The following is a 20,612-nucleotide window of genomic DNA, read 5'->3' as shown; positions in this document are numbered from 1 at the left end:
TCGTCAAGATGTCTACAAACAACTCAGTATTAGTGCTTAAAGTGGGCGGCGCGCTGCTGCAATGTGAAATGGGGATGGCGCGATTGATGGATACGGCTGCGGCTATGTTAGCCAATGGTCAGCAAGTGTTGATGGTGCATGGCGGCGGCTGTCTGGTGGATGAGCAGCTAGCAGCGAATGGTATGGAAACCGTCAAGTTAGAAGGTTTGCGTGTGACTCCGCCCGAGCAAATGCCGATTATTGCCGGCGCACTTGCGGGGACTTCGAACAAAATTCTTCAAGGCGCAGCGACTAAGGCTGGCATTGTGAGTGTGGGCATGAGCCTCGCCGATGGCAATACTGTTTCGGCTAAGATTAAAGATGAGCGTTTAGGCCTAGTGGGCGAAGTCACGCCAAACGATGGCACTTATCTTAAGTTTATCCTCGCCCAAGGTTGGATGCCGATTTGTAGCTCTATCGCCATGATGGACGATGGCCAAATGCTTAACGTCAATGCTGATCAAGCTGCGACGGCCTTAGCCAAATTAGTGGGCGGCAAGTTAGTGCTACTGTCGGATGTTTCTGGGGTGCTCGATGGTAAAGGCCAGCTCATCCACAGTTTAAATGGCAAGCAGATAGCAGACCTTGTTAAGCAAGGTGTGATCGAAAAAGGAATGAAGGTCAAAGTTGAAGCTGCGCTCGAAGTCGCACAGTGGATGGGGCAGGCGGTACAAGTTGCCTCGTGGCGTGATGCAAGCCAATTAATCGCATTAGCAAAAGGTGAAGCCGTAGGAACACAAATCCAACCATAAGTGGAGTAGGTTATGAAGCATTTACTATCGATAAAAGACTTAACCCAGAAGCAGTTACAGGATCTAATTGCCTTGGCAAAAACGATTAAAGCCAATCCGGCTGAGTATCGTCATGCGCTGGATGGCAAGAGTGTGGTGATGTTATTTGAAAAGCCCTCACTCAGAACACGCGTTAGCTTTGATATCGGTATTAATAAGCTCGGGGGCCACTGTTTATACCTAGACCAGCAAAATGGTGAACTGGGAAAACGGGAATCGGTTGCTGACTTTGCTTCTAACCTGTCATGTTGGGCCGACGCAATTGTGGCGAGAACCTATTCACACACCACTATCGAACAATTAGCCGAGTTCGGCTCAGTGCCCGTGATCAATGCGCTGTCGGATCTTTATCATCCTTGCCAAGCCTTAGCTGACTTTTTAACACTGGCAGAGCAGTTTGAGGATGTCAGTAAAGCTAAATTAGCTTATGTTGGTGATGGTAATAATGTCACTAACTCGCTGATGTACTGTGCGGCTATTCTCGGTGCCACCATGACAGTGATCTGCCCAGCGGGTCACTTTCCTGATGGCTACGTAGTGGCAGAAGTGCAAGAGCTCGCCAAACGATATGGCGGCAAGATAGTGCTGACTTCAGATATCGATGCGATTGAAGGTCACGACGCTATTTATACTGATACTTGGATTTCAATGGGCGATCCAACGCCTTTGTCTGATATCAAAGCGAAGTTTGCACCATACCAAGTAAACAAAGCTTTGATGGCGAAAGCGGGCGCTAACTTCTTTATGCATTGTTTGCCCGCCCACCGTGGTGTAGAAGTAACAGATGAAGTGATGGACGGTGCAGGCTCCTTAATTCTGCAACAAGCCGAAAATCGGATGCATGCCCAAAATGCGGTACTGGTAACCTTATTTAGTTAAATTAACCCTGTTTAGCAGCCTGTTTTCTCCTTGAGAGAAACGAGTCATAGGAATTTAAGATGTCTATCGAGAACAAAAATACTGGCGTGAAAAAAGTGGTTTTAGCCTATTCAGGTGGTCTAGATACCTCGGCCATTATTCCTTGGTTAAAAGAAAACTACGATAACTGTGAAATCATCGCATTCTGCGCCGACGTTGGCCAAGGCGAAGAAGAGCTGGTTGGCTTGACTGAAAAAGCTTTAGCTTCAGGTGCTTCTGAATGTCATATCGTCGATCTAAAAGAAGAATTCGTTAAAGACTATATCTACCCAACGATTGCGAGCGGTGCGATTTACGAAGGCACTTATTTACTCGGTACGTCAATGGCGCGTCCTATTATTGCCAAAGCGCAGGTTGAAGTGGCTCGTAAAGTGGGCGCCGATGCTCTGTGTCACGGTTGTACCGGCAAAGGTAACGACCAAGTGCGTTTCGAAGGTTGCTTCGCCGCATTAGCACCTGATTTAAAAGTGATTGCCCCATGGCGTGAATGGACTATGCAGAGCCGTGAAGATCTACTGGCCTATTTAGCTGAACGTGACATCAAGACGTCAGCGTCAGCGACTAAAATCTATAGCCGTGATGCCAACGCTTTCCATATTTCCCATGAAGGTGGTGAGTTAGAAGATCCATGGAACGAGCCAAGCAAAGGCGTATGGACACTGACTGCCGATCCTGAAGATGCACCGAACAAGCCTGAATATGTGTCGCTAGAAGTAGAACATGGCCGTATCACTAAAGTGAATGGTGAAGCCCTAACGCCTTATGCTGCGCTGATGACATTAAACGCCATTGCTGCGCCACACGGTGTGGGTCGTATCGACATTACTGAAAACCGTTTAGTCGGCATGAAGTCTCGTGGCTGTTATGAAACACCCGGCGGCACTGTGATGTTCGCAGCACTACGTGCAATTGAAGAGCTTGTTCTCGACAAGACTAGCCGTAACTGGCGTGAGCAAGTTGCCGCACAAATGGCGCATTTAGTGTATGACGGCCGTTGGTTCACGCCACTGTGTAAGTCATTGCTGGCAGCATCTGAGTCACTGGCTGAATCAGTTAACGGTGAAGTTGTGGTTAAACTCTACAAAGGCCAAGCGAGCGCAGTGAAGAAACGTTCACCTAACAGCTTGTACTCTGAAGCGTTTGCGACTTTCGGTGAAGATCAAGTGTACGATCAAAAACATGCAGAAGGCTTTATCCGCCTGTACTCATTAGCGAGCCGCATCCGCGCACTCAACGCTAACGATGTAAAGTCTAAGTAAGAGGTCGTGTAAAAGGGCGCCTAGCGCCCTTTTTTGTTTTTAGGTTTTGATTGAGTTTTTGATTCAGATGAGTCGATTTTAAATAAGTAGTGAGTAAGGGGAGTTAGCATGGCTTTATGGGGTGGAAGATTTCAGGGCGAAACGAGCGCGCTATTCAAATTATTCAACGATTCGTTGCCTGTGGATTATCGCTTGTTCGAACAGGATGTGGTCGGCTCCATTGCTTGGGCGGATGCGATTGCCAGCGTGGGAATTATCTCGGCAACTGAATGCCGAGACTTGAAAAAAGCACTCAATGACTTGCTGGTGGAAGTGCAGGGCGATCCGGCGATTATTCTTGCCTCGGGCGCCGAAGATATTCACAGTTTCGTCGAGTCGGCTTTGATTGCCAAAGTGGGCGATCTCGGTAAGAAATTGCACACCGGTCGTAGCCGTAACGATCAAGTTGCCACCGATTTAAAGCTTTGGTGTCAATCCGAAGGCAAAGCATTACTCGCGCGCCTTCAAGGCTTACATGCTGAATTACTGGCGTTGGCTGAGCGTGAATTTGATGCGGTAATGCCGGGTTATACTCACTTGCAGCGCGCGCAACCTGTGACATTTGGCCACTGGTGTTTAGCGTATGTGGAAATGACTGAGCGGGATATCAGCCGTTTAGCCGATGCGTTAACCCGCGCGAATACCTGTCCATTAGGTTCTGGTGCCCTTGCGGGCACAGCTTATAAAATAGATAGACATGCACTGGCTGCTGCGCTGAATTTTGCCTCGCCAACGCTGAATAGCTTAGATAGTGTATCAGACAGAGATCACGTGGTAGAGCTTTGTTCAACCGCATCGATCAGCATGATGCACTTAAGCCGTATGGCTGAAGATTTGATTTTCTTTAACTCAGGTGAAGCGAACTTTATTTCCCTGAGTGATGAAGTGACCTCGGGTTCATCCCTGATGCCACAGAAGAAAAATCCAGACGCATTAGAGCTTATCCGTGGCAAAACCGGCCGGGTGTATGGCAGCTTAGTGGGCATTCTCACGACGATGAAAGCACTGCCTTTGGCGTACAACAAAGATATGCAGGAAGATAAAGAAGGCCTGTTTGACGTAGTTGATAGCTGGGCAATTTGCCTCGATATGGTGGCGTTAGTGTTGTCAGGTTTGAAGGTCAATCGTCCTAATGCACTGTTAGCCGCACAGCAAGGTTATGCAAATTCTACTGAGCTTGCGGATTATCTCGTGTCTAAAGGTATGCCTTTCCGTGAGGCGCACCATGTTGTGGGTGAAGTCGTGGTTGCTGCGATAGCGAAGCAAATTCCGCTCGAGGATTTCTCCTTGGCCGAATTAAAAACTTTTGCCGCTATCATTGAAGATGATGTCTATCCAAACCTGACTATTGAAGCTTGTTTAGCGAAACGCGACGTGCTCGGTGGTACTGCATTGCCACAAATTCAGCAGGCGATTGCGGCCAAGAAAGTTCGTTAAGCGAGTTATTCAAATCCACAATTCAAGCCAATAAAAAACGCGACATTAGGTCGCGTTTTTATTGGGCCACAATTAGTGGTAATGACTTTTTAGCATTTGTTTATTGGAATAAATCATCGGTTGGTGCATCGATGAATAAATTGTTTTCATCCTGAGTTTCGCTGATGTATTCCTTCGGCTCCGTACCTGAAATAAAGTACTCGAACGCACTGGTATAGTCGGTTTTTCGGGTAAGTTTACCCGTCGCTAAATCGATGCGTACCGAAACTATGCCTTCTGGCGGAATCGAGGTTGTCTCTGGTGTGCCTTGTAAGACACTGTTCATAAACTCGTTCCAGCCCGGACCTGCTGTTTTCGCTCCCGCTTCGGCGCCAGTTATCTGATCTTTTTCGCCGTTTGCATTCCATGCGGTTCTGCCCAGTTGGCGACCGTGATCGTCGAAACCGACCCAGAAAGTGCTAGTGATGACTGGGCTAAAACCACTGAACCAAGTGTCGCGCGATTCGTTGGTTGTACCCGTTTTACCTGCAATATCATGGCGCTTAATCAATTTTGCCGCGCGCCAAGCCGTACCTTGCCAACCCGTGCCTTTACTCCAATCGCCCCCACCCCAGATCACGCTCTTCAGTGCTTCGGTAATGAGGAATGCCGTTTGCTCTGAAATAATTTGCGGAGCGTAGCGACCGGTTTGATTGAAACACTGCGCAACAGGTGCACTACGCTCAGCACCAGAGTCTCCACTTACGCTGAACGCTATAGAGTCGCTCGGTGTAACTGGTTGGCTAGGCTTACAGGCCAATGTAGGGTTCGCTTTTTCGATAACATTGCCGTAAGCATCTTCTACGCGATCAATATAGAAAGGTTCGAGTAAGAAACCGCCGTTAGCAAATACGTTAAATGCAGTAACTACTTGCAATGGCGTGACTGAAGACGAACCTAATGCAATCGATTCGTTGCGAGGTAAGTCGTTAGGATCAAAACCAAATTCAACGAGTTGAGCAATGGTTTCGTCGAGTCCGACATGACGCATTGCACGCACAGACATAACGTTAATAGATTGCGCTAAACCCACACGTAAACGAGTGGGGCCGCCATAGATATCGGGTGAGTTTTTAGGGCGCCATGCTGTGCCTTGGCTGATATCGGGTTTATTAATTGGCGCATTGTCTATGAGGGTCGCTAAGGTAAAGCCTTTCTCTAATGCTGCGGCATAGATGAAAGGTTTTATATTCGAACCTAATTGACGCTTCGCTTGAGTCACTCGGTTGTATTGGCTTTGGCTAAAGCTATAACCACCAACTAAAGTGCGAATAGCACCATTTTTGGGGTCGAGTGATACTGTTGCGCTGGCGACTTCTGGTACTTGCGATAGTTGCAAATATTGGCCGTTATCACGGATCCAAATACGCTCGCCGACCTTGAGTATGTCAGAAGCTGATTTCGGTACACTACTTTGACGCTTATCAGTAATAAACTTACGTGCCCACTTCAATCCATCCCAAGTAATAACTTTAGTTTCGCCCTTGGCGGTCATTATACTGGCTTGCTGATCTGCAATGCTGATGACTGCGGCGGGTTGCAATTCTTGTACTGAAGCAATCTTGGCTAGTTCAGTTTTGATTTGAGCAGATTCAGGTTTTTCGTCCGTCCACAACACGGCAGCAGGACCACGGTAGCCATGGCGTTCATCATAGGCATAGACGTTATTACGCAGTGCCTGTTGAGCTTTAAGTTGTAGATCCGATGAGATAGTCGTATAGACGTTGTAGCCATTGGTATAGGCCTCTTCTTCACCGTACTTCTGTACCATGTAATCCCGAGCCATTTCAGAAATGTAAGGGGCATACAGATCAATTTCAGCGCCATGATATCTGGCCACCAATGGCTCTTGTAGTGCCATTTGGTATTCGGTTTGGCTGATGTAGCCGACTTCATTCATCCGCATGAGGACGACATTACGGCGAGCCAATGCACGCGAAGGTGACGTGATTGGATTGAGTGTAGAGGGCGCCTTGGGTAGGCCTGCAATAACGGCCAGTTCAGATAAGCTGAGTTCCTGCACGTTTTTACCGAAATACACTTGCGCAGCAGCCCCAACACCGTAGGCCCGTTGGCCTAAGTAAATGCGGTTTACGTAGAGCTCTAAAATTTCATCTTTGGTGAGTAACTCTTCAATATGATAGGAGATAAAAATCTCCTTCACTTTACGAATAATAGTCTTATCTCGGGTTAAGAAGAAGTTACGTGCGACCTGCATGGTAATCGTACTCGCACCTTGCTTTTTCTCACCAGTGGTCAACATCACTAATGCGGCGCGAAGCACGCCAACAGGGTCTATACCACCATGTTCATAAAAGCGGGCATCTTCGGTTGCGATAAACGCCTGTAGCAGAGGTTTTGGCACTTCGTCTAACGTTAGTGGAATGCGACGTTTCTCACCGAATTGAGAAATAAGTTTGCCGTCACTACTGTAAATACGTAAAGGTGTTTGAAGTTGCACATTTTTTAGTGTTGAAACATCCGGTAAATCCGGCAAAACATAAAAGTATGCTGCCACAATGGCGCCTACGCCCAAAAGGGCTAGACTGAATAGTGCTATAACAATACGTTTTAACCACTTCACCAAAATTTATCCTAATGTTCTGTTAAGTGCGACAGTATATAAGGCGCACACGTCTTGGTGAAGTAAAAACGTGAGACTCACAAAATAGCATTTGTAAAATGATGAAACATTCGATACAAGTAAGTATAACAAGTTGATTTTGTGCTAATCTCTTTTACTGAAATATAAATAAAAAAGTGACAATGGATATGCTTTCAAATTTATGGAAGCGTCAGGCTCCGCAGATGGTGGGAATCGATATCGGTTCCCATGAAGTTAAGGCCATTTTGTTGAGTAAGACTGCTGACGGATACAAAATATTGAGTCATGCCGCGGTACCCATTAAGAAGGGGGCCGTTAACGATCATGATATTCGTGATGCTGATGCCGTTGTTGAATGCCTTAAGCAAATAAAACGTAGCCTGCCTAAATCCGTTAAATATGCCGCTGTTTCTGTTTCGGGTTCTGCTGTGATGACGAAAGTGATCTACATGGATGCCTCTCTTAGTGAGGAAGAAATGGAGGCACAGATAGAAATTGAAGCCGATAACCTTATTCCGTATTCACTCGATGAAGTTAGCATAGATTTTGAAACGCTAAACGTAAACAGTACCGATCCTACTAAAGTTGATGTGCTGTTGAGCGCATGCCGCACTGACAATATTGATGTCAGAGTCGATGCGCTGGATAGCGTGGAACTTGAGGCTAAAGTGGTGGATGTTGAAGGTTACGCTCTAGGTAGAGCTGCAGAGTTAATTCTGGCCCAGCTTCCAGAAGGAGCGAAACATAAAGCCGTCGCTATGGTTGATATCGGCGCGAATATGACGACTTTCTCTGTGGTTGAATCGGGTGAGACGACTTTTATTCGTGAGCAAGCTTTCGGTGGTGAGCAATTTACTCAGTCAATATTATCCTTCTATGGCATGTCTTATGATCAAGCTGAGAAAGCAAAGATTGAAGGCGACTTACCCCGAAATTATATGTTTGAAGTTTTGTCACCTTTTCAAACTCAGCTATTACAACAAATAAAACGTACGCTGCAGATTTATTGCACTTCCAGCGGTAAAGATAAAGTCGACTACCTCGTATTATGCGGTGGAACATCTAAATTAGAAGGTATGGCTAATTTACTGACGAATGAATTGGGTGTTTATACTATTATCGCCGATCCTTTTCAAGGGTGTTTGCATGCCGATGAGTCGGTTAAAAGTGCGCTGCAACCTACAATCAGCAAATATATGGTTGCTTGTGGCTTAGCATTGAGGAGTTACGGTCAATGGCGAACATAAACCTACTCCCTTGGCGAGAAGAGGCGAGAGAAAAACAAAAGCGCGACTATATTGGTATTTTAGCGGCAGTATTTTTAGCGTCGGCGATTTTAGTCTATGTCGCAGTATCTTTATTAGATGTTATGACCGATGAGCAAAAAGCACGTAACGCTTATTTGCAATCGGAAATCAGTCTGCTTGAAACACAAATTTCTGAGATCAAGAAAATTACAGAACGTAAGAAAGACATTGAGCGGCGTACAGAAATTATTCTTAATCTACAGCAATCCCGTAATTTGCCTACTCACGTGTTAGATGAGCTGGTTCGAATAGTACCTCCAGGAATATATCTGTCTAGCCTAGAGAAAAAGGGCAGTTTATTGCTGATTGAAGGGCGTAGTGAATCGAACAATAACGTCGCCAACATGATGCGAAAGGTGAAAACTTCCGAATGGTTAACCGATCCTAATATGCAGTCGATCGTGACCCAAAATGAAGAGTTACGGCAATTACAGCGTTTTAGTTTGAGAGTCACTATTAAAGGCGCGAGTGTAGATGAGCCTGAGAAAATGACAAAAGGAGCGAGTAAATGAAACTCGATCTAAGTCAATTTAATGATATCGACTTTGAAAATATTGGTGGTTGGCCAAATCAAGTTAAAACTTTTTTCGCGATCCTTTTAGCACTCAGTGTTTTTGCTGCGGGATATTTTTTGGTCGTCTCCGATTCAGTAGATATTTATACCGCAGAGCAAGATAAAGAAGTGCAGCTCAGAGATGATTTCAAGAATAAGTATCAACTTGCGGCAAATTTAAAACTTTACCGAGAGCAGCTAGCGACGATGGAAGTGCAGTTTGCAGAGTTACTGAAGATGCTGCCCTCTGAAAATGAAATGCCAGGTTTGCTAGACGATTTAACTTTTGTGGCAACGGATGCAGGACTCAAAATTAATAGTTTGAATTGGGAGGCCGAAATCCAGCGGGATTTCTATATTGAGTTTCCAATTAAAATGTCTGTGACGGGAGATTACCATCAGCTAGGTAGTATGGTGAGTGGTGTCGCTAAGCTGCCGCGTATCGTTAGCCTCCATGATTTCACCATTAAGCGAGATGAAGCCGGCAACTTAGCAATGGATATCTTAGCCAAGACATACCGCTTTAAAGAAGGGGCTGAATTACCGCCTGAAAAACCTGCTAATAAGGGGAAGAAATAATGAAATTCTTACCTTTGTTAGCCTTGAGTCTTTTTTTAATGGGTTGTGTTGGCGATCGTAGTGATTTAGAGCTATTTGTTACTACAACCAAAGCGCAACACGTTGCTCATATCCCGCCCTTGAAAGAGCCGCCAAGATTTGAGCACTTTGCCTATCAAGCCGAGTTAATGCGTAGCCCTTTTGTACCACCTTCGCGTGAGTTAACGGAAGAAGTTGTTGATACCAGCAAAGATTGTTTACAACCGGACTTAAAGCGTCGAAAAGGACGATTAGAAACTTATCCTTTAGATAATTTAAAAATGCGTGGCACCTTAAGTGAAGCCGATACAACTTGGGCGTTAGTTGAAACAAATGACGGCAGTGTTTATCGGATGGGCGTTGGTGAGTATTTAGGTCTGTTTAATGGACGCATTTCTAAAGTTACTTCACAAAATGTCGAAGTAGTAGAATTAATTCCAGATGGTTCAGGTTGTTGGTCCGAAAGGACGAGCAATTTAGAACTTTCTGGAGAATAACGAGCGAAGGATGAGGGAATAATGAAATCTTCTGCCGCGATAAAAGTCCCGTTAATTTCTTCAGGCTTAATCAAGTCTGTTATTGGGATCGCATTGGTATTTGGAATTTTGCCATCGAGTTATGCTGCAAACCGATTAATGGATGTTAAGTACCATGCCTTGGTTGACCACCAGTTAGAGCTAGAGTTGGTATTTGAAGAAGCGGTCACTCCGCCAGTTATTGACTCTAATGCCTCGCCTGCAGAGCTCGTATTAACCTTTGATAATAGTATTTCTGGTTTATCTAAGGATCGCTTACCCATTAATCAAGTCGGTGTAACTGACATGATGACTGAGCAGCAAGATACTCGTCTTAAAGTCACCTTAGGTATGTCCAAAGTGAAACCTTACCAAGGTTCAGTCATGGGTAACTCATATCGACTCACTATTAATGATGAGGTTGCAGGCGCTCAGACTCAGGCAGAAAATCCCTTCGTTAACAGCATTAAAAATATCGATTTTCGTCGTAATGAAAATGGTGGCGGTGAGTTATTAGTCTATTTGAATAACCGCTCGGTTGCCGTTAACGTTGAGCAAGTGGGCGCTAAACTCGAAGTTAAGTTATATAACACTGATATTAATAGTGATCTGCTTTATGTTATGGATGTGAAAGATTTTTCAACACCAGTAAAAAGCTTCGAGACATTTAAAGAAGATCTAACAACGCGCATTTTAGTTGATATTGCTGGGGAATATGAGTTCAGTTATAAGCAAGAGGATAATCTCTTTAGACTCTCGATGAATAAAGTTGAGAGAGTTGCCGCCAAGAAAGATGTTAAAAAATACAATGGCCGTACTTTGTCGCTTAACTTTCAAAATATCCCTGTACGTACTGTTTTGCAGATCATTGCTGACTATAACAATTTTAACTTAGTCACGAGTGATACTGTTGAAGGCAACATCACCTTGAGATTGGATGATGTGCCCTGGGACCAAGCATTAGATTTGATTCTACAAACCAAAGGCCTAGATAAACGTATCGAAGGCAACATCTTAATGGTGGCACCGAGCGAAGAGTTGGCTATTCGTGAAAGCCAAAATCTCAAAAATAGGCAAGAAGTTAAAGAGCTAGCACCTTTGTATTCTGAGTACTTGCAAATTAACTATGCCAAAGCGATCGATATTGCTGAGCTCCTTAAAAGTGCAGATTCTAGTTTACTCTCGCCACGCGGCTCAGTCGCGGTCGATGAACGTACCAACACAGTACTCGTGAAAGATACGGCAGAAACGATTGAGAACATCCATCGTTTAGTCGAAGTACTCGATATCCCTATTCGTCAAGTACTGATCGAGTCACGTATGGTAACGGTCAAAGATGATGTCTCTGAAGACTTAGGCATACGTTGGGGCGTAACGGATCAGCAGGGCAGTAAGGGAACCTCAGGTACATTAGAAGGTGCTCAGAGTATTGCCAACGGCATCATTCCAACTCCTGACCAACGTTTGAACGTTAATTTGCCTGCGGCAGTGACCAATCCAACAAGTATCGCATTCCACGTTGCTAAGTTGGCAGATGGTACTATTCTTGATTTGGAATTGAGTGCGTTAGAGCAAGAAAATAAAGGTGAAATTATCGCCAGCCCTCGTATTACCACCTCTAACCAAAAGGCGGCTTATATTGAGCAGGGTGTGGAGATCCCTTATGTGCAGTCGACTTCAAGCGGTGCAACCTCGGTCACTTTTAAGAAAGCCGTGTTGTCCTTGCGAGTTACACCACAAATTACACCTGATAACCGCGTTATTTTAGATTTGGAAATCACCCAAGACTCTCAGGGCAAGACGGTTGACACACCAACGGGCCCCGCTGTCGCCATCGATACCCAGCGTATTGGCACTCAAGTGCTAGTTGATAACGGTGAAACCATAGTCCTTGGTGGTATTTATCAGCAAAACTTGATCAGCCGTGTGAGTAAAGTCCCTATTCTCGGTGACATTCCCTTAGTCGGTTTCCTGTTTAGGAACACAACAGACAAAAATGAGCGCCAAGAGCTACTTATTTTCGTAACCCCCAAAATAGTCGGTGAGAAGATCTAAGCACTTGCTATGTATCGACTAAAGCCAGCAGTGATTGCTGGCTTTATTATTACTGGAATACAATTCTTTGCATAAATAGCGCACATGGCTTGCCATAGTAGACCCTAAGCTGAGATAATCCTCGGTCAAGTCTCATAAGAGCAAGGTAACATATAGGTCGGCTTGATGTTGAGTCGATATAGGCATACTTTTCAATAAGATTCAGACGTACAAGAAATGGCTGAAAAACGTAATATTTTTCTGGTAGGCCCTATGGGCGCAGGTAAAAGCACAATTGGTCGCCATCTGGCGCAAATGCTGCATTTAGAATTCCACGATTCGGATCAAGAGATTGAACAACGCACAGGCGCTGATATTGCTTGGGTGTTTGACGTCGAAGGTGAAGAAGGCTTCCGTCGTCGTGAAGCTCAGGTTATTGCTGATTTGTCTGAGAAACAAGGTATCGTCCTTGCCACCGGTGGTGGTTCAGTACAAAGCAAAGATATCCGTAATCATCTGTCTGCTCGTGGCATTGTGGTTTACCTGGAAACCACTATCGACAAACAGGTCGCTCGTACTCAAAGAGACAAGCGACGCCCATTATTGCAAGTGGATGATCCTCGAGAAGTGTTGGAGAATCTTGCAGAGATCCGTAATCCATTGTACGAAGAAATTGCCGATGTGATTGTCAAAACCGATGATCAAAGCGCAAAGATCGTCGCAAATCAGATCATTGAGCAATTAGGTTTTTAGGCAGAATTTATGAAGCAAATTCAGGTTGATTTAGGTGTACGTAGTTATCCCATTTACATTGGCCAGAATTTGATGAGTGATGGCGAGACTTTGTCTCGCTACCTGCTTAAAAAACGTATTCTTATCGTCACCAATGAAACTGTCGCGCCTTTGTATCTTAAACAGATACAAGAGACGATGGCTTCGTTTGGTGAGGTAGAGAGTGTTATCCTTCCTGATGGCGAACAATTCAAAGACTTAGCACATCTAGATACTATTTTTACTGCATTGCTGCAGCAAAACTATGGTCGAGATTCTGTGCTGGTGGCTTTGGGTGGTGGCGTGATTGGTGATATGACGGGCTTTGCCGCGGCATGTTATCAACGTGGGATCGATTTTATTCAAATTCCGACAACTTTATTGTCGCAGGTGGATTCTTCCGTCGGCGGTAAAACGGCTGTTAACCATCCTCTTGGTAAAAACATGATTGGGGCCTTTTATCAGCCACAAATCGTGCTTATCGATACTTTATGTTTACATACGCTTCCAGCGCGCGAGTTTGCGGCGGGAATGGCGGAAGTCATCAAGTATGGCATCATGTGGGATGCTGATTTTTTTCAATGGCTTGAAGATAATGTAACGGCGCTAAAAACCTTAGATGCCGAAGCATTAGTTTATGCTATCTCTCGTTGCTGTGAGATTAAAGCCGATGTGGTTAGCCAAGATGAAACTGAGCAGGGCGTGCGTGCTTTGTTGAATCTGGGTCATACCTTTGGTCACGCGATTGAAGCCGAAATGGGCTACGGTAATTGGCTGCATGGTGAAGCCGTGTCAGCTGGCACAGTCCTTGCTGCTAAAACAGCTAAGGCACTGGGGCTTATCGATGAGTCAATCGTTTGTCGTATCATACAGTTACTACAAGCTTTTGATCTTCCAGTGAGTGCGCCGGAATCTATGGATTTCGACAGTTTCATTCAACATATGCGACGCGATAAAAAAGTTTTAGGCGGTCAGATTCGACTGGTGCTCCCAACGGCAATAGGCCGCGCGGATGTGTTTAGTCAAGTCACAGAATCTACCCTTGAACAGGTTATTCGCTGCGCATAAAAACTGTGTGGTGGGCGAGTGACGTTTCAGGGTTCTGTCTTGCTTCCTTCTCAGGAAGCCCTCATACAAAGAATGCATCATGTTGCCAGTTATAGCGATCAGCTGCTGGTGCTTTCTGGTGTCAGCGGTTCAGGAAAAACGACCTTAGTTACCGGATTAGCGACCGATTTTGACGAGTCAAATGCGGCATTTGTGATTTGTCCTATGCATGCAGATAACGCTGAGATACGCCGCAAAATTCTAGTCCAGCTAATTTCATCCCCTATTTTTGACGACGACATTCCCCTCGCCGATACCCTGTTGCGGCTTGCGAGCACGCAAACTAAACCCCTACATATCATTATCGATGATGCGCATTTATTGCCTAAGGCGCTCTGGGCTGAGTGTATTATTCTCAATCAGATCCAGTGTGCGGGTAAGAATATTGCCGTCACGCTCACGGTTCCACCGGCATTCTTAGCGGACCTATTGCCACAATTACCCGAGCAATTGCGGCGGCAAATATTGCCTATCAGTATTGAGCCGTTAACCATGCCAGAGCGTGAAGCTTTGTATCAAACATTGCTGAGATACAGCGATCAAAACCCTTTTACGCCAAGGGAAATCGTACGCAGTCAGCTTGAGAAGCAAACGGGTACGCCGCAAGAAGTGGTCAATCTGTTAGATAAAGCCTTGCATAGCCCGCAAGAGAAAACATCTTCTTGGATGAAATATAAAGCTGTGATGGTGACAGCTGTGAGCATGTTGTTAGCGCTAGGTATTTGGCTTGGTGTTACTCAACCATTTTCTGAAGAGCAAGCCCTAGAGACTGCGACTTTTCCTGCGATAGATTCACCCGCTTTCTTGTCCTATGGGCAAAAAATCTTAGCCCCCTATTTTGCTCTGCGCGCTGAACAATTAAAGTTTGCCACCGTAACCGTGAAAGTTAACGAACTAGATACATCCAAAGCCAAAACAGAACAGGCTGTCGATCCATTAAGTGAATTCCATGGTGAGGCACCACATCCTGAGCCTGATGATGCAGCCTTAGTGATCGTTGGTGAAGTGAGTAGCAAGTCTTTTGGTGGTGATGAGCCAACTGTGGATGCAGAACCTCAAGCTAAAACGGTAGATGTTCAGTCCCCAGCGCCAGAGGCTGCAAAGGTTGATAAAACAGTTTTGGAACCGCAAAAGCCACTCAAAGGTTATACCGTACAAATAGCGAGTGTTGCTCAGTTAGAGACCTTGCGTTCGACATTAAAGAGTCTTGAGAATGTCGAGGGCGTTCGAGTCGCAAAGTATAAACAGCGGTGGGTTGTCCTCGTTGGTCACTATAGCAGTAGCAAATTGGCTTCGAATGCGGCGGCTCAATTGGTTAAGGAGTATCGTTTTGAGCAACCTTGGGTCAGAAAATGGGCCGATTTGAAAGATTATCAAGTAGAAGAAAGTCTCTCAAATCGTGAAATTTCAGAATAAACAGAGTACAATCATGACCTTTATTTTTGTCGGCATTCATCAAGTTAAATGATAAAAAAACACAGAGCCTTCCTTAAGTGGGCTGGCGGTAAATTTAAATTGGTGGATGATTTAGCCAGTTATTTACCCGCAGGAGACCGTTTGGTCGAGCCGTTTGTGGGTGCAGGATCCGTTTTCTTGAATACGGATTATCCTAGCTACCTGCTCTGTGACATTAATCAGGACTTGATCGAGTTATATCAGATAGTGAAGCATCAACCAGAAGCATACATTGCCGCAGCTAAAGCATTGTTTGTCGACGAGATGAATCAAAAGGAAGCTTACTATCAGGTGCGGACCGACTTTAATAAATGTCGCGACCCTTTCCAGCGTTCTGTGTATTTTCTTTATTTAAATCGCCATGGTTTTAATGGCTTATGCCGTTATAACCGTAAGGGTGGCTTCAATGTGCCCTTTGGCTCCTATAAAAAACCTTATTTCCCCGAAAAGGAAATCTGGGCCTTTTCTGAAAAAGCGCAACGTGCTGAGTTTAAATGCATTGGTTACGAAAAAGCCTTTGAGCAGACACGCAGTGGCGATGTTATCTATTGCGATCCACCTTACGCACCGTTATCTACTACATCCAGTTTCACGACATATGTTGGTGCAGGTTTTAGTTTAGACGATCAAGCACTGCTGGCTCGTCATTCGCGCCATACCGCGTTAGAGCGTGGTATTCCGGTATTGATTAGTAATCACGATATTCCATTAACTCGCGAGTTATATCGCGGCGCGCATTTAGCGAAAATTCAAGTGCAACGCAACATTAGCCAAAATGGCAGTGGTCGTAACAAAGTGGATGAGTTGATGGCGCTATATGATGAAAACTACGATCCAAAAGACGACTAGTTTCAACATAAATAACGTTTAGCTAAGCACTTGTCCTACGAGAAACATCAGACTTGCCACTAGGATGACAGTTAACACAATGCCCATCACTATATAGGGCAATGGGGAACTGGTTTGAAAATCTTTTTTACGATTTTCGCTAGTTTGTACCCCGAAAAAGGCGGCAACGGTACTGTGGAATACTTGCCAAATGCGGCTAAGCATTAATAGGCGAGATGCGACGTAGTGGGCTTGAGATCATCCATAGGTTTATCTTGATGACCATGTAATAGTTCAAGTAGATCGACAAAGTGGAACTGACTCGAACGGTTTTTACCTGTAAGCCACGTTTTCCAGCTTAAGGTTTGTGCTTGATCGGCGCAGCGATTATTAGGGTGACTACTGGGCAGTGCATTGTTGTAACGAGTGTCATTGCTACAAGCGCAAGATGCAGTTTCGGTATTTTCCGTAAGTTTTTCAACGCCAAAAGCTAGCGTGGCCACTACAACTGCAGTAAATGCCAACATCATAGATGACTTAAATGTCACCGACCTAACATAGTGTGAAAACTGACTAAACCGCTCCATCATAACGCTTCCTTTGGAATGAACCAGCACTGCGCCTCGAGTATAACAAACTCGCTTAGTTTATGAACAAAAAATTATCAATTCCAGCCAAAATGCTCGGAAATATTAGCTTATTTTACCGAATCTAAGCCCCAATTTACTGCGATAGCTGCAGAGTGTGCTGCTTTACTGACATAGGCATAGCGGATCAATTGCCAGAAATGTGGCTTTAGCTATAGAGGCTTAGCTTGGCTCAGGGTAAAATAAGGCACTTTTTATCCAAATAGCAGCGAGTGTTTTATGCGTCCATTCTTGATTGCTCCATCAATTTTATCTGCCGATTTTGCCCGTTTGGGTGACGATGTAAAAGCTGTGTTAGATGCGGGAACCGACGTAGTACATTTTGATGTGATGGATAATCACTATGTTCCTAACTTAACGATTGGCCCTATGGTGTGCCAAGCACTGCGTAACTATGGGATTACCGCTGATATTGATGTGCATTTGATGGTTAAGCCAGTTGATCGTATCGTGCCTGATTTTGCTAAAGCGGGCGCGTCTATTATTACTTTCCACCCTGAAGCCTCTGAGCACGTCGATCGCACTCTTCAGCTCATCAAAGAGTGCGGTTGTAAGGCGGGTCTCGTGTTTAATCCTGCGACACCACTGCATTATCTTGACCATGTGATGGATAAACTCGACGTGATCCTATTGATGTCAGTGAACCCTGGTTTTGGTGGTCAATCCTTTATTCCATCAACCTTAGATAAGCTGCGCCAAGTGCGTGCGCGTATTGATGCCAGTGGTTTTGATATTCGTTTAGAAGTCGATGGCGGCGTTAAGGTCGACAATATCGCCGAAATCGCGGCCGCCGGTGCGGACATGTTTGTTGCGGGCTCGGCTATTTTCGGCAAGCCCGATTATAAGGCCGTTGTTGATGAGATGCGTGCCGAACTTGCTAAAGTTGGGGCATAGCCATGTGGGATAAGATTAAAGCGATTGCGTTTGATCTAGATGGCACGCTGATTGACAGTGTGCCGGATCTAACCGTTGCTACGCAGGAAGCCTTGACTGAGTTAGGTTTGAAGAGCTGCTCTGAAGCGCAAGTTCGTACTTGGGTCGGTAACGGTGCAGAGATGTTGATGCGCCGTGCTATGAGTCATGCTTTGGGAACGGATGTTGAGCAATCAACCCTTGATGCGGCTATGCCGATTTTTATGCATCATTACCAAGAGAATCTTGAAAAGCACAGTGCGCTGTATAGCGACGTGCATCAAGTGCTGCAAACTTTGTTTGATGCAGGCTTTAAGTTAGCGGTTGTCACCAATAAACCCTATCGTTTTACCATGCCATTACTCAATGCCTTTGGGATTAACGACTTTTTCAGCTTAGTGTTAGGTGGCGATACCTTAGCGAAGATGAAGCCTGACCCTTTGCCGCTGCAGCATTTATTGCATGAGTGGCAATTGGAGAAAACTGAGTTATTGATGGTCGGCGATTCTAAAAACGACATTTTAGCGGCGAAAGCGGCTGGGATAGCGTCAATCGGCTTGACCTACGGCTACAACTACGGTGAAGATATTGGGCTCAGTGGCCCAGATGCCGTATGTGGGCAATTTAGTGAGATTCTGAACTGGGTAAAACCTACCAAGTAATGGGGGTTACCTGTTCTTTAGTCGATTTTTTTTAGTCTTTTTATATATAGATAGTGGAGCAATGACGTAATGACCAAACCCATAGTACTCAGCGGTGCACAGCCGTCCGGCGAATTAACCATAGGTAACTACATGGGTGCATTGCGTCAATGGGTTGCGATGCAAGATAGCCACGACTGCCTGTATTGTGTAGTTGATTTGCATGCCATTACCGTGCGCCAAGATCCTAAAGCGTTGCGCGAAGCGTGTTTAGATACCTTAGCCCTGTATTTGGCCTGTGGCGTCGATCCTAAAAAGAGTACAGTGTTTATCCAGTCACAGGTGCCACAACATACGCAATTGGGTTGGGCATTAAACTGCTATACCCAAATGGGCGAGTTGAGCCGCATGACTCAGTTTAAAGATAAATCACAAAAGCACGCTAACAACATCAACGTGGGTTTATTTGGCTACCCAGTGTTGATGGCGGCGGATATTCTGATTTATCAAGCGAACGAAATCCCCGTTGGTCAAGATCAGAAGCAACACCTTGAGTTAACGCGTGATATCGCTACTCGTTTTAACAATGCCTATGGTGATACTTTCACCATTCCTGAGCCGTTTATTCCTGAGCTTGGCGCTAAAGTTATGTCACTGCAGGAGCCGCTAAAGAAGATGTCTAAGTCAGACGATAACCGTAATAACGTTATCGGCCTGCTAGAAGATCCGAAATCAGTGCTGAAGAAGCTGAAAAAAGCCATGACAGACAGTGATGAGCCGCCAGTCGTGCGTTTTGATGTGGATAATAAACCGGGTGTTTCTAACCTGCTGAGTCTCATGTCGGGTGTGACAGGGCAAAGCATTGCGAGCCTAGAAGCCGAGTTTGAAGGCAAGATGTATGGCCATTTGAAAGGTGCAGCAGGTGAAGCGGTTGTGAGCATGTTAGAGCCACTACAAGAGCGTTACCGCGCGATTCGTAGCGATCGCGCATACTTAGACCAAGTGATGAAAGCTGGTGCACAGAGTGCGCAGGCGCGCGCCGAAGTGACCCTGAAGAAAGTGTATGAGAAGATTGGTTTGTTAGTGTAATCAATCGGTCGATAAATTAAGCCGACGTTCGCGTCGGCTTTTTTGTGCCTGTAAATTCATCCTAAGCCTGTGATTTTAGCCAAGATGAGAAAGCGGCAATCGCAGGTTCTGATAAACGGCGTTGCTTACAAAAGAAGGTAAATTCAAATCCGGTATGCACATCGGGAAGATTCAAGGCGACTAAACGCCCCGTTATGATATCGCCAGCCACCATAAAGTCCGGCGCTAGGGCTAAGCCTTGGCCAGCAATCGCCGCTTCAATCGCCATTACAATATGACTAAATACATGCTGTTGTTCGTTATCGAGTGGTATTTGGTGCGCCGATGACCACTTGTGCCAGTCAAGCCCTAATGGTCCTTCATCAACCACCAGCAGGGCTTGTTGCTGGAAATTACTCAGGCTTATGTCGCGCCATTTAAGGTAAAAACTGGGGCTGCATACAGGAATTAAACGCTCTTTGTGCAGTAACTGTTGCCAATAGCCACGTTGATTTAGCTTACCGGCAATGAAGATATCCGCGGTACTGGTGCTTAGATCAGGATCTTGGGTGATCATCTCGAGGCGTATTTTCACGCTCGGATATTGGCGGCGAAAATCGGCGAGTCTTGGGATTAACCATTTTACTGAAAATGAGCTGTAAACGGCTAGGCACAGCTGCTGATTGGGCGTATCGCGCACTTTCAAATTGAGGTCGCTTAACTCGTTGAATATCCGCTCTAACTCTAGAAATAGTCCGTGCCCTTTAGGCGTTAACTGCAGTTTACGCCCCTGACGGTCGAACAGTTGCTCGCCAAAATACTCTTCTAATACTCGTACTTGGTGCGACACTGCACTTTGGGTGATGCACAGTTCATCGGCGGCCTTAGAAAAATGCTGCTGTCTGGCGGCAGCTTCAAACACTTGTAGAGCGCGTAATGGCGGGAGCTTTCTCATTATTTTCAATATCTAAAGGCTTTAGTATGAATTTAATTCATCTAGCATGAGAAAGCATCATTTCAGCTTAAGTTTTGCGAGGATTATCATGCCGC

At 45.4% G+C, this 20,612-nt stretch carries 20 protein-coding genes; 16 read left to right on the top strand and 4 right to left on the bottom strand.

The window, feature by feature from the left end; all coding sequences use genetic code 11:
- Positions 1–8 precede the first annotated feature (8 nt).
- From argB to argH, 4 genes are all read left to right on the top strand, one after another.
- A complete protein-coding gene (argB, locus tag KO531_RS17515; protein WP_106649098.1) occupies positions 9–791 on the top strand; it encodes an acetylglutamate kinase in 783 nt (260 codons plus the stop codon).
- Between the two features lie 12 nt (positions 792–803).
- On the top strand, positions 804–1,709 hold the full coding sequence (locus KO531_RS17510) for an ornithine carbamoyltransferase (protein WP_219251823.1): 906 nt from the start codon (positions 804–806) through the stop codon (positions 1,707–1,709).
- A 59-nt stretch (positions 1,710–1,768) separates the two neighbouring features.
- Positions 1,769–3,007 (top strand): argininosuccinate synthase, encoded by a 1,239-nt coding sequence (locus tag KO531_RS17505; RefSeq protein WP_105250542.1) that lies wholly within the window; start codon positions 1,769–1,771, stop codon positions 3,005–3,007.
- Between the two features lie 108 nt (positions 3,008–3,115).
- A complete protein-coding gene (gene argH, locus KO531_RS17500; protein WP_219251822.1) occupies positions 3,116–4,483 on the top strand; it encodes an argininosuccinate lyase in 1,368 nt (455 codons plus the stop codon).
- A gap of 100 nt (positions 4,484–4,583) precedes the next feature.
- Here argH and KO531_RS17495 read toward each other — a convergent pair whose 3' ends face one another.
- A complete protein-coding gene (locus KO531_RS17495; protein ID WP_219251821.1) occupies positions 4,584–7,106 on the bottom strand; it encodes a PBP1A family penicillin-binding protein in 2,523 nt (840 codons plus the stop codon).
- A gap of 188 nt (positions 7,107–7,294) precedes the next feature.
- Between KO531_RS17495 and KO531_RS17490 the strand changes: the two genes are divergently transcribed.
- The 9 genes from KO531_RS17490 (at position 7,295) to KO531_RS17450 (ending at position 16,315) form a co-directional block, all read left to right on the top strand.
- Positions 7,295–8,374 (top strand): pilus assembly protein PilM, encoded by a 1,080-nt coding sequence (locus KO531_RS17490; protein ID WP_219251820.1) that lies wholly within the window; start codon positions 7,295–7,297, stop codon positions 8,372–8,374.
- Positions 8,362–8,946 carry a PilN domain-containing protein gene (locus KO531_RS17485; protein WP_105250539.1) on the top strand — a complete coding sequence of 195 codons (585 nt, stop codon included), beginning with the start codon at positions 8,362–8,364 and terminating at the stop codon, positions 8,944–8,946. The genes KO531_RS17490 and KO531_RS17485 overlap by 13 nt, the downstream gene beginning before the upstream one ends.
- Positions 8,943–9,566, top strand: coding sequence for a type 4a pilus biogenesis protein PilO (locus KO531_RS17480; RefSeq protein WP_219251819.1), 624 nt, complete (start codon positions 8,943–8,945; stop codon positions 9,564–9,566). Before KO531_RS17485 ends, KO531_RS17480 begins: the two co-directional genes overlap by 4 nt.
- Positions 9,566–10,081, top strand: coding sequence for a pilus assembly protein PilP (locus KO531_RS17475; protein ID WP_105250537.1), 516 nt, complete (start codon positions 9,566–9,568; stop codon positions 10,079–10,081). The genes KO531_RS17480 and KO531_RS17475 overlap by 1 nt, the downstream gene beginning before the upstream one ends.
- A gap of 21 nt (positions 10,082–10,102) precedes the next feature.
- On the top strand, positions 10,103–12,154 hold the full coding sequence (locus KO531_RS17470) for a type IV pilus secretin PilQ family protein (protein ID WP_113941458.1): 2,052 nt from the start codon (positions 10,103–10,105) through the stop codon (positions 12,152–12,154).
- A gap of 216 nt (positions 12,155–12,370) precedes the next feature.
- Entirely contained in the window at positions 12,371–12,886 is a 516-nt protein-coding gene (gene aroK, locus KO531_RS17465) for a shikimate kinase AroK (RefSeq protein ID WP_006083542.1), read from the top strand.
- Between the two features lie 9 nt (positions 12,887–12,895).
- Entirely contained in the window at positions 12,896–13,972 is a 1,077-nt protein-coding gene (gene aroB, locus KO531_RS17460) for a 3-dehydroquinate synthase (protein WP_113941457.1), read from the top strand.
- 18 nt (positions 13,973–13,990) lie between these two features.
- Positions 13,991–15,427: an AAA family ATPase gene (locus KO531_RS17455; RefSeq protein ID WP_219251818.1), complete on the top strand. Its 1,437-nt coding sequence runs from the start codon at positions 13,991–13,993 to the stop codon at positions 15,425–15,427.
- 48 nt (positions 15,428–15,475) lie between these two features.
- Positions 15,476–16,315, top strand: coding sequence for a Dam family site-specific DNA-(adenine-N6)-methyltransferase (locus tag KO531_RS17450; protein WP_131525404.1), 840 nt, complete (start codon positions 15,476–15,478; stop codon positions 16,313–16,315).
- A gap of 18 nt (positions 16,316–16,333) precedes the next feature.
- Here the strand turns inward: KO531_RS17450 and KO531_RS17445 are convergent, their stop codons facing one another.
- Positions 16,334–16,519: a DUF2970 domain-containing protein gene (locus KO531_RS17445; RefSeq protein WP_219251817.1), complete on the bottom strand. Its 186-nt coding sequence runs from the start codon at positions 16,517–16,519 to the stop codon at positions 16,334–16,336.
- The gene (locus KO531_RS17440; RefSeq protein ID WP_105250531.1) at positions 16,519–16,884 is read right to left on the bottom strand and encodes a hypothetical protein; all 366 of its coding nucleotides are present in this window, start codon (positions 16,882–16,884) and stop codon (positions 16,519–16,521) included. The genes KO531_RS17445 and KO531_RS17440 overlap by 1 nt, the downstream gene beginning before the upstream one ends.
- 276 nt (positions 16,885–17,160) lie before the next feature.
- Between KO531_RS17440 and rpe the strand changes: the two genes are divergently transcribed.
- The 3 genes from rpe (at position 17,161) to trpS (ending at position 19,583) form a co-directional block, all read left to right on the top strand.
- Positions 17,161–17,835 (top strand): ribulose-phosphate 3-epimerase, encoded by a 675-nt coding sequence (rpe, locus tag KO531_RS17435; RefSeq protein ID WP_012090481.1) that lies wholly within the window; start codon positions 17,161–17,163, stop codon positions 17,833–17,835.
- Between the two features lie 2 nt (positions 17,836–17,837).
- Entirely contained in the window at positions 17,838–18,515 is a 678-nt protein-coding gene (locus KO531_RS17430; protein ID WP_219251816.1) for a phosphoglycolate phosphatase, read from the top strand.
- Between the two features lie 69 nt (positions 18,516–18,584).
- A complete protein-coding gene (gene trpS / locus KO531_RS17425) occupies positions 18,585–19,583 on the top strand; it encodes a tryptophan--tRNA ligase (RefSeq protein WP_113941452.1) in 999 nt (332 codons plus the stop codon).
- 61 nt (positions 19,584–19,644) lie between these two features.
- On the opposite strand, the gene KO531_RS17420 is transcribed toward trpS, so the two are convergent.
- A complete protein-coding gene (locus tag KO531_RS17420; RefSeq protein ID WP_219251815.1) occupies positions 19,645–20,517 on the bottom strand; it encodes a LysR substrate-binding domain-containing protein in 873 nt (290 codons plus the stop codon).
- Between the last annotated feature and the right edge of the window lie 95 nt (positions 20,518–20,612).

Source organism: Shewanella sp. NKUCC06_TVS (assembly GCF_019345515.1).
GTDB classification, from domain to species: Bacteria; Pseudomonadota; Gammaproteobacteria; order Enterobacterales; family Shewanellaceae; genus Shewanella; species Shewanella oncorhynchi.
Note: the sequence above shows the minus strand (reverse complement) of the source record. Positions and strands in the feature narration are given on the sequence as shown.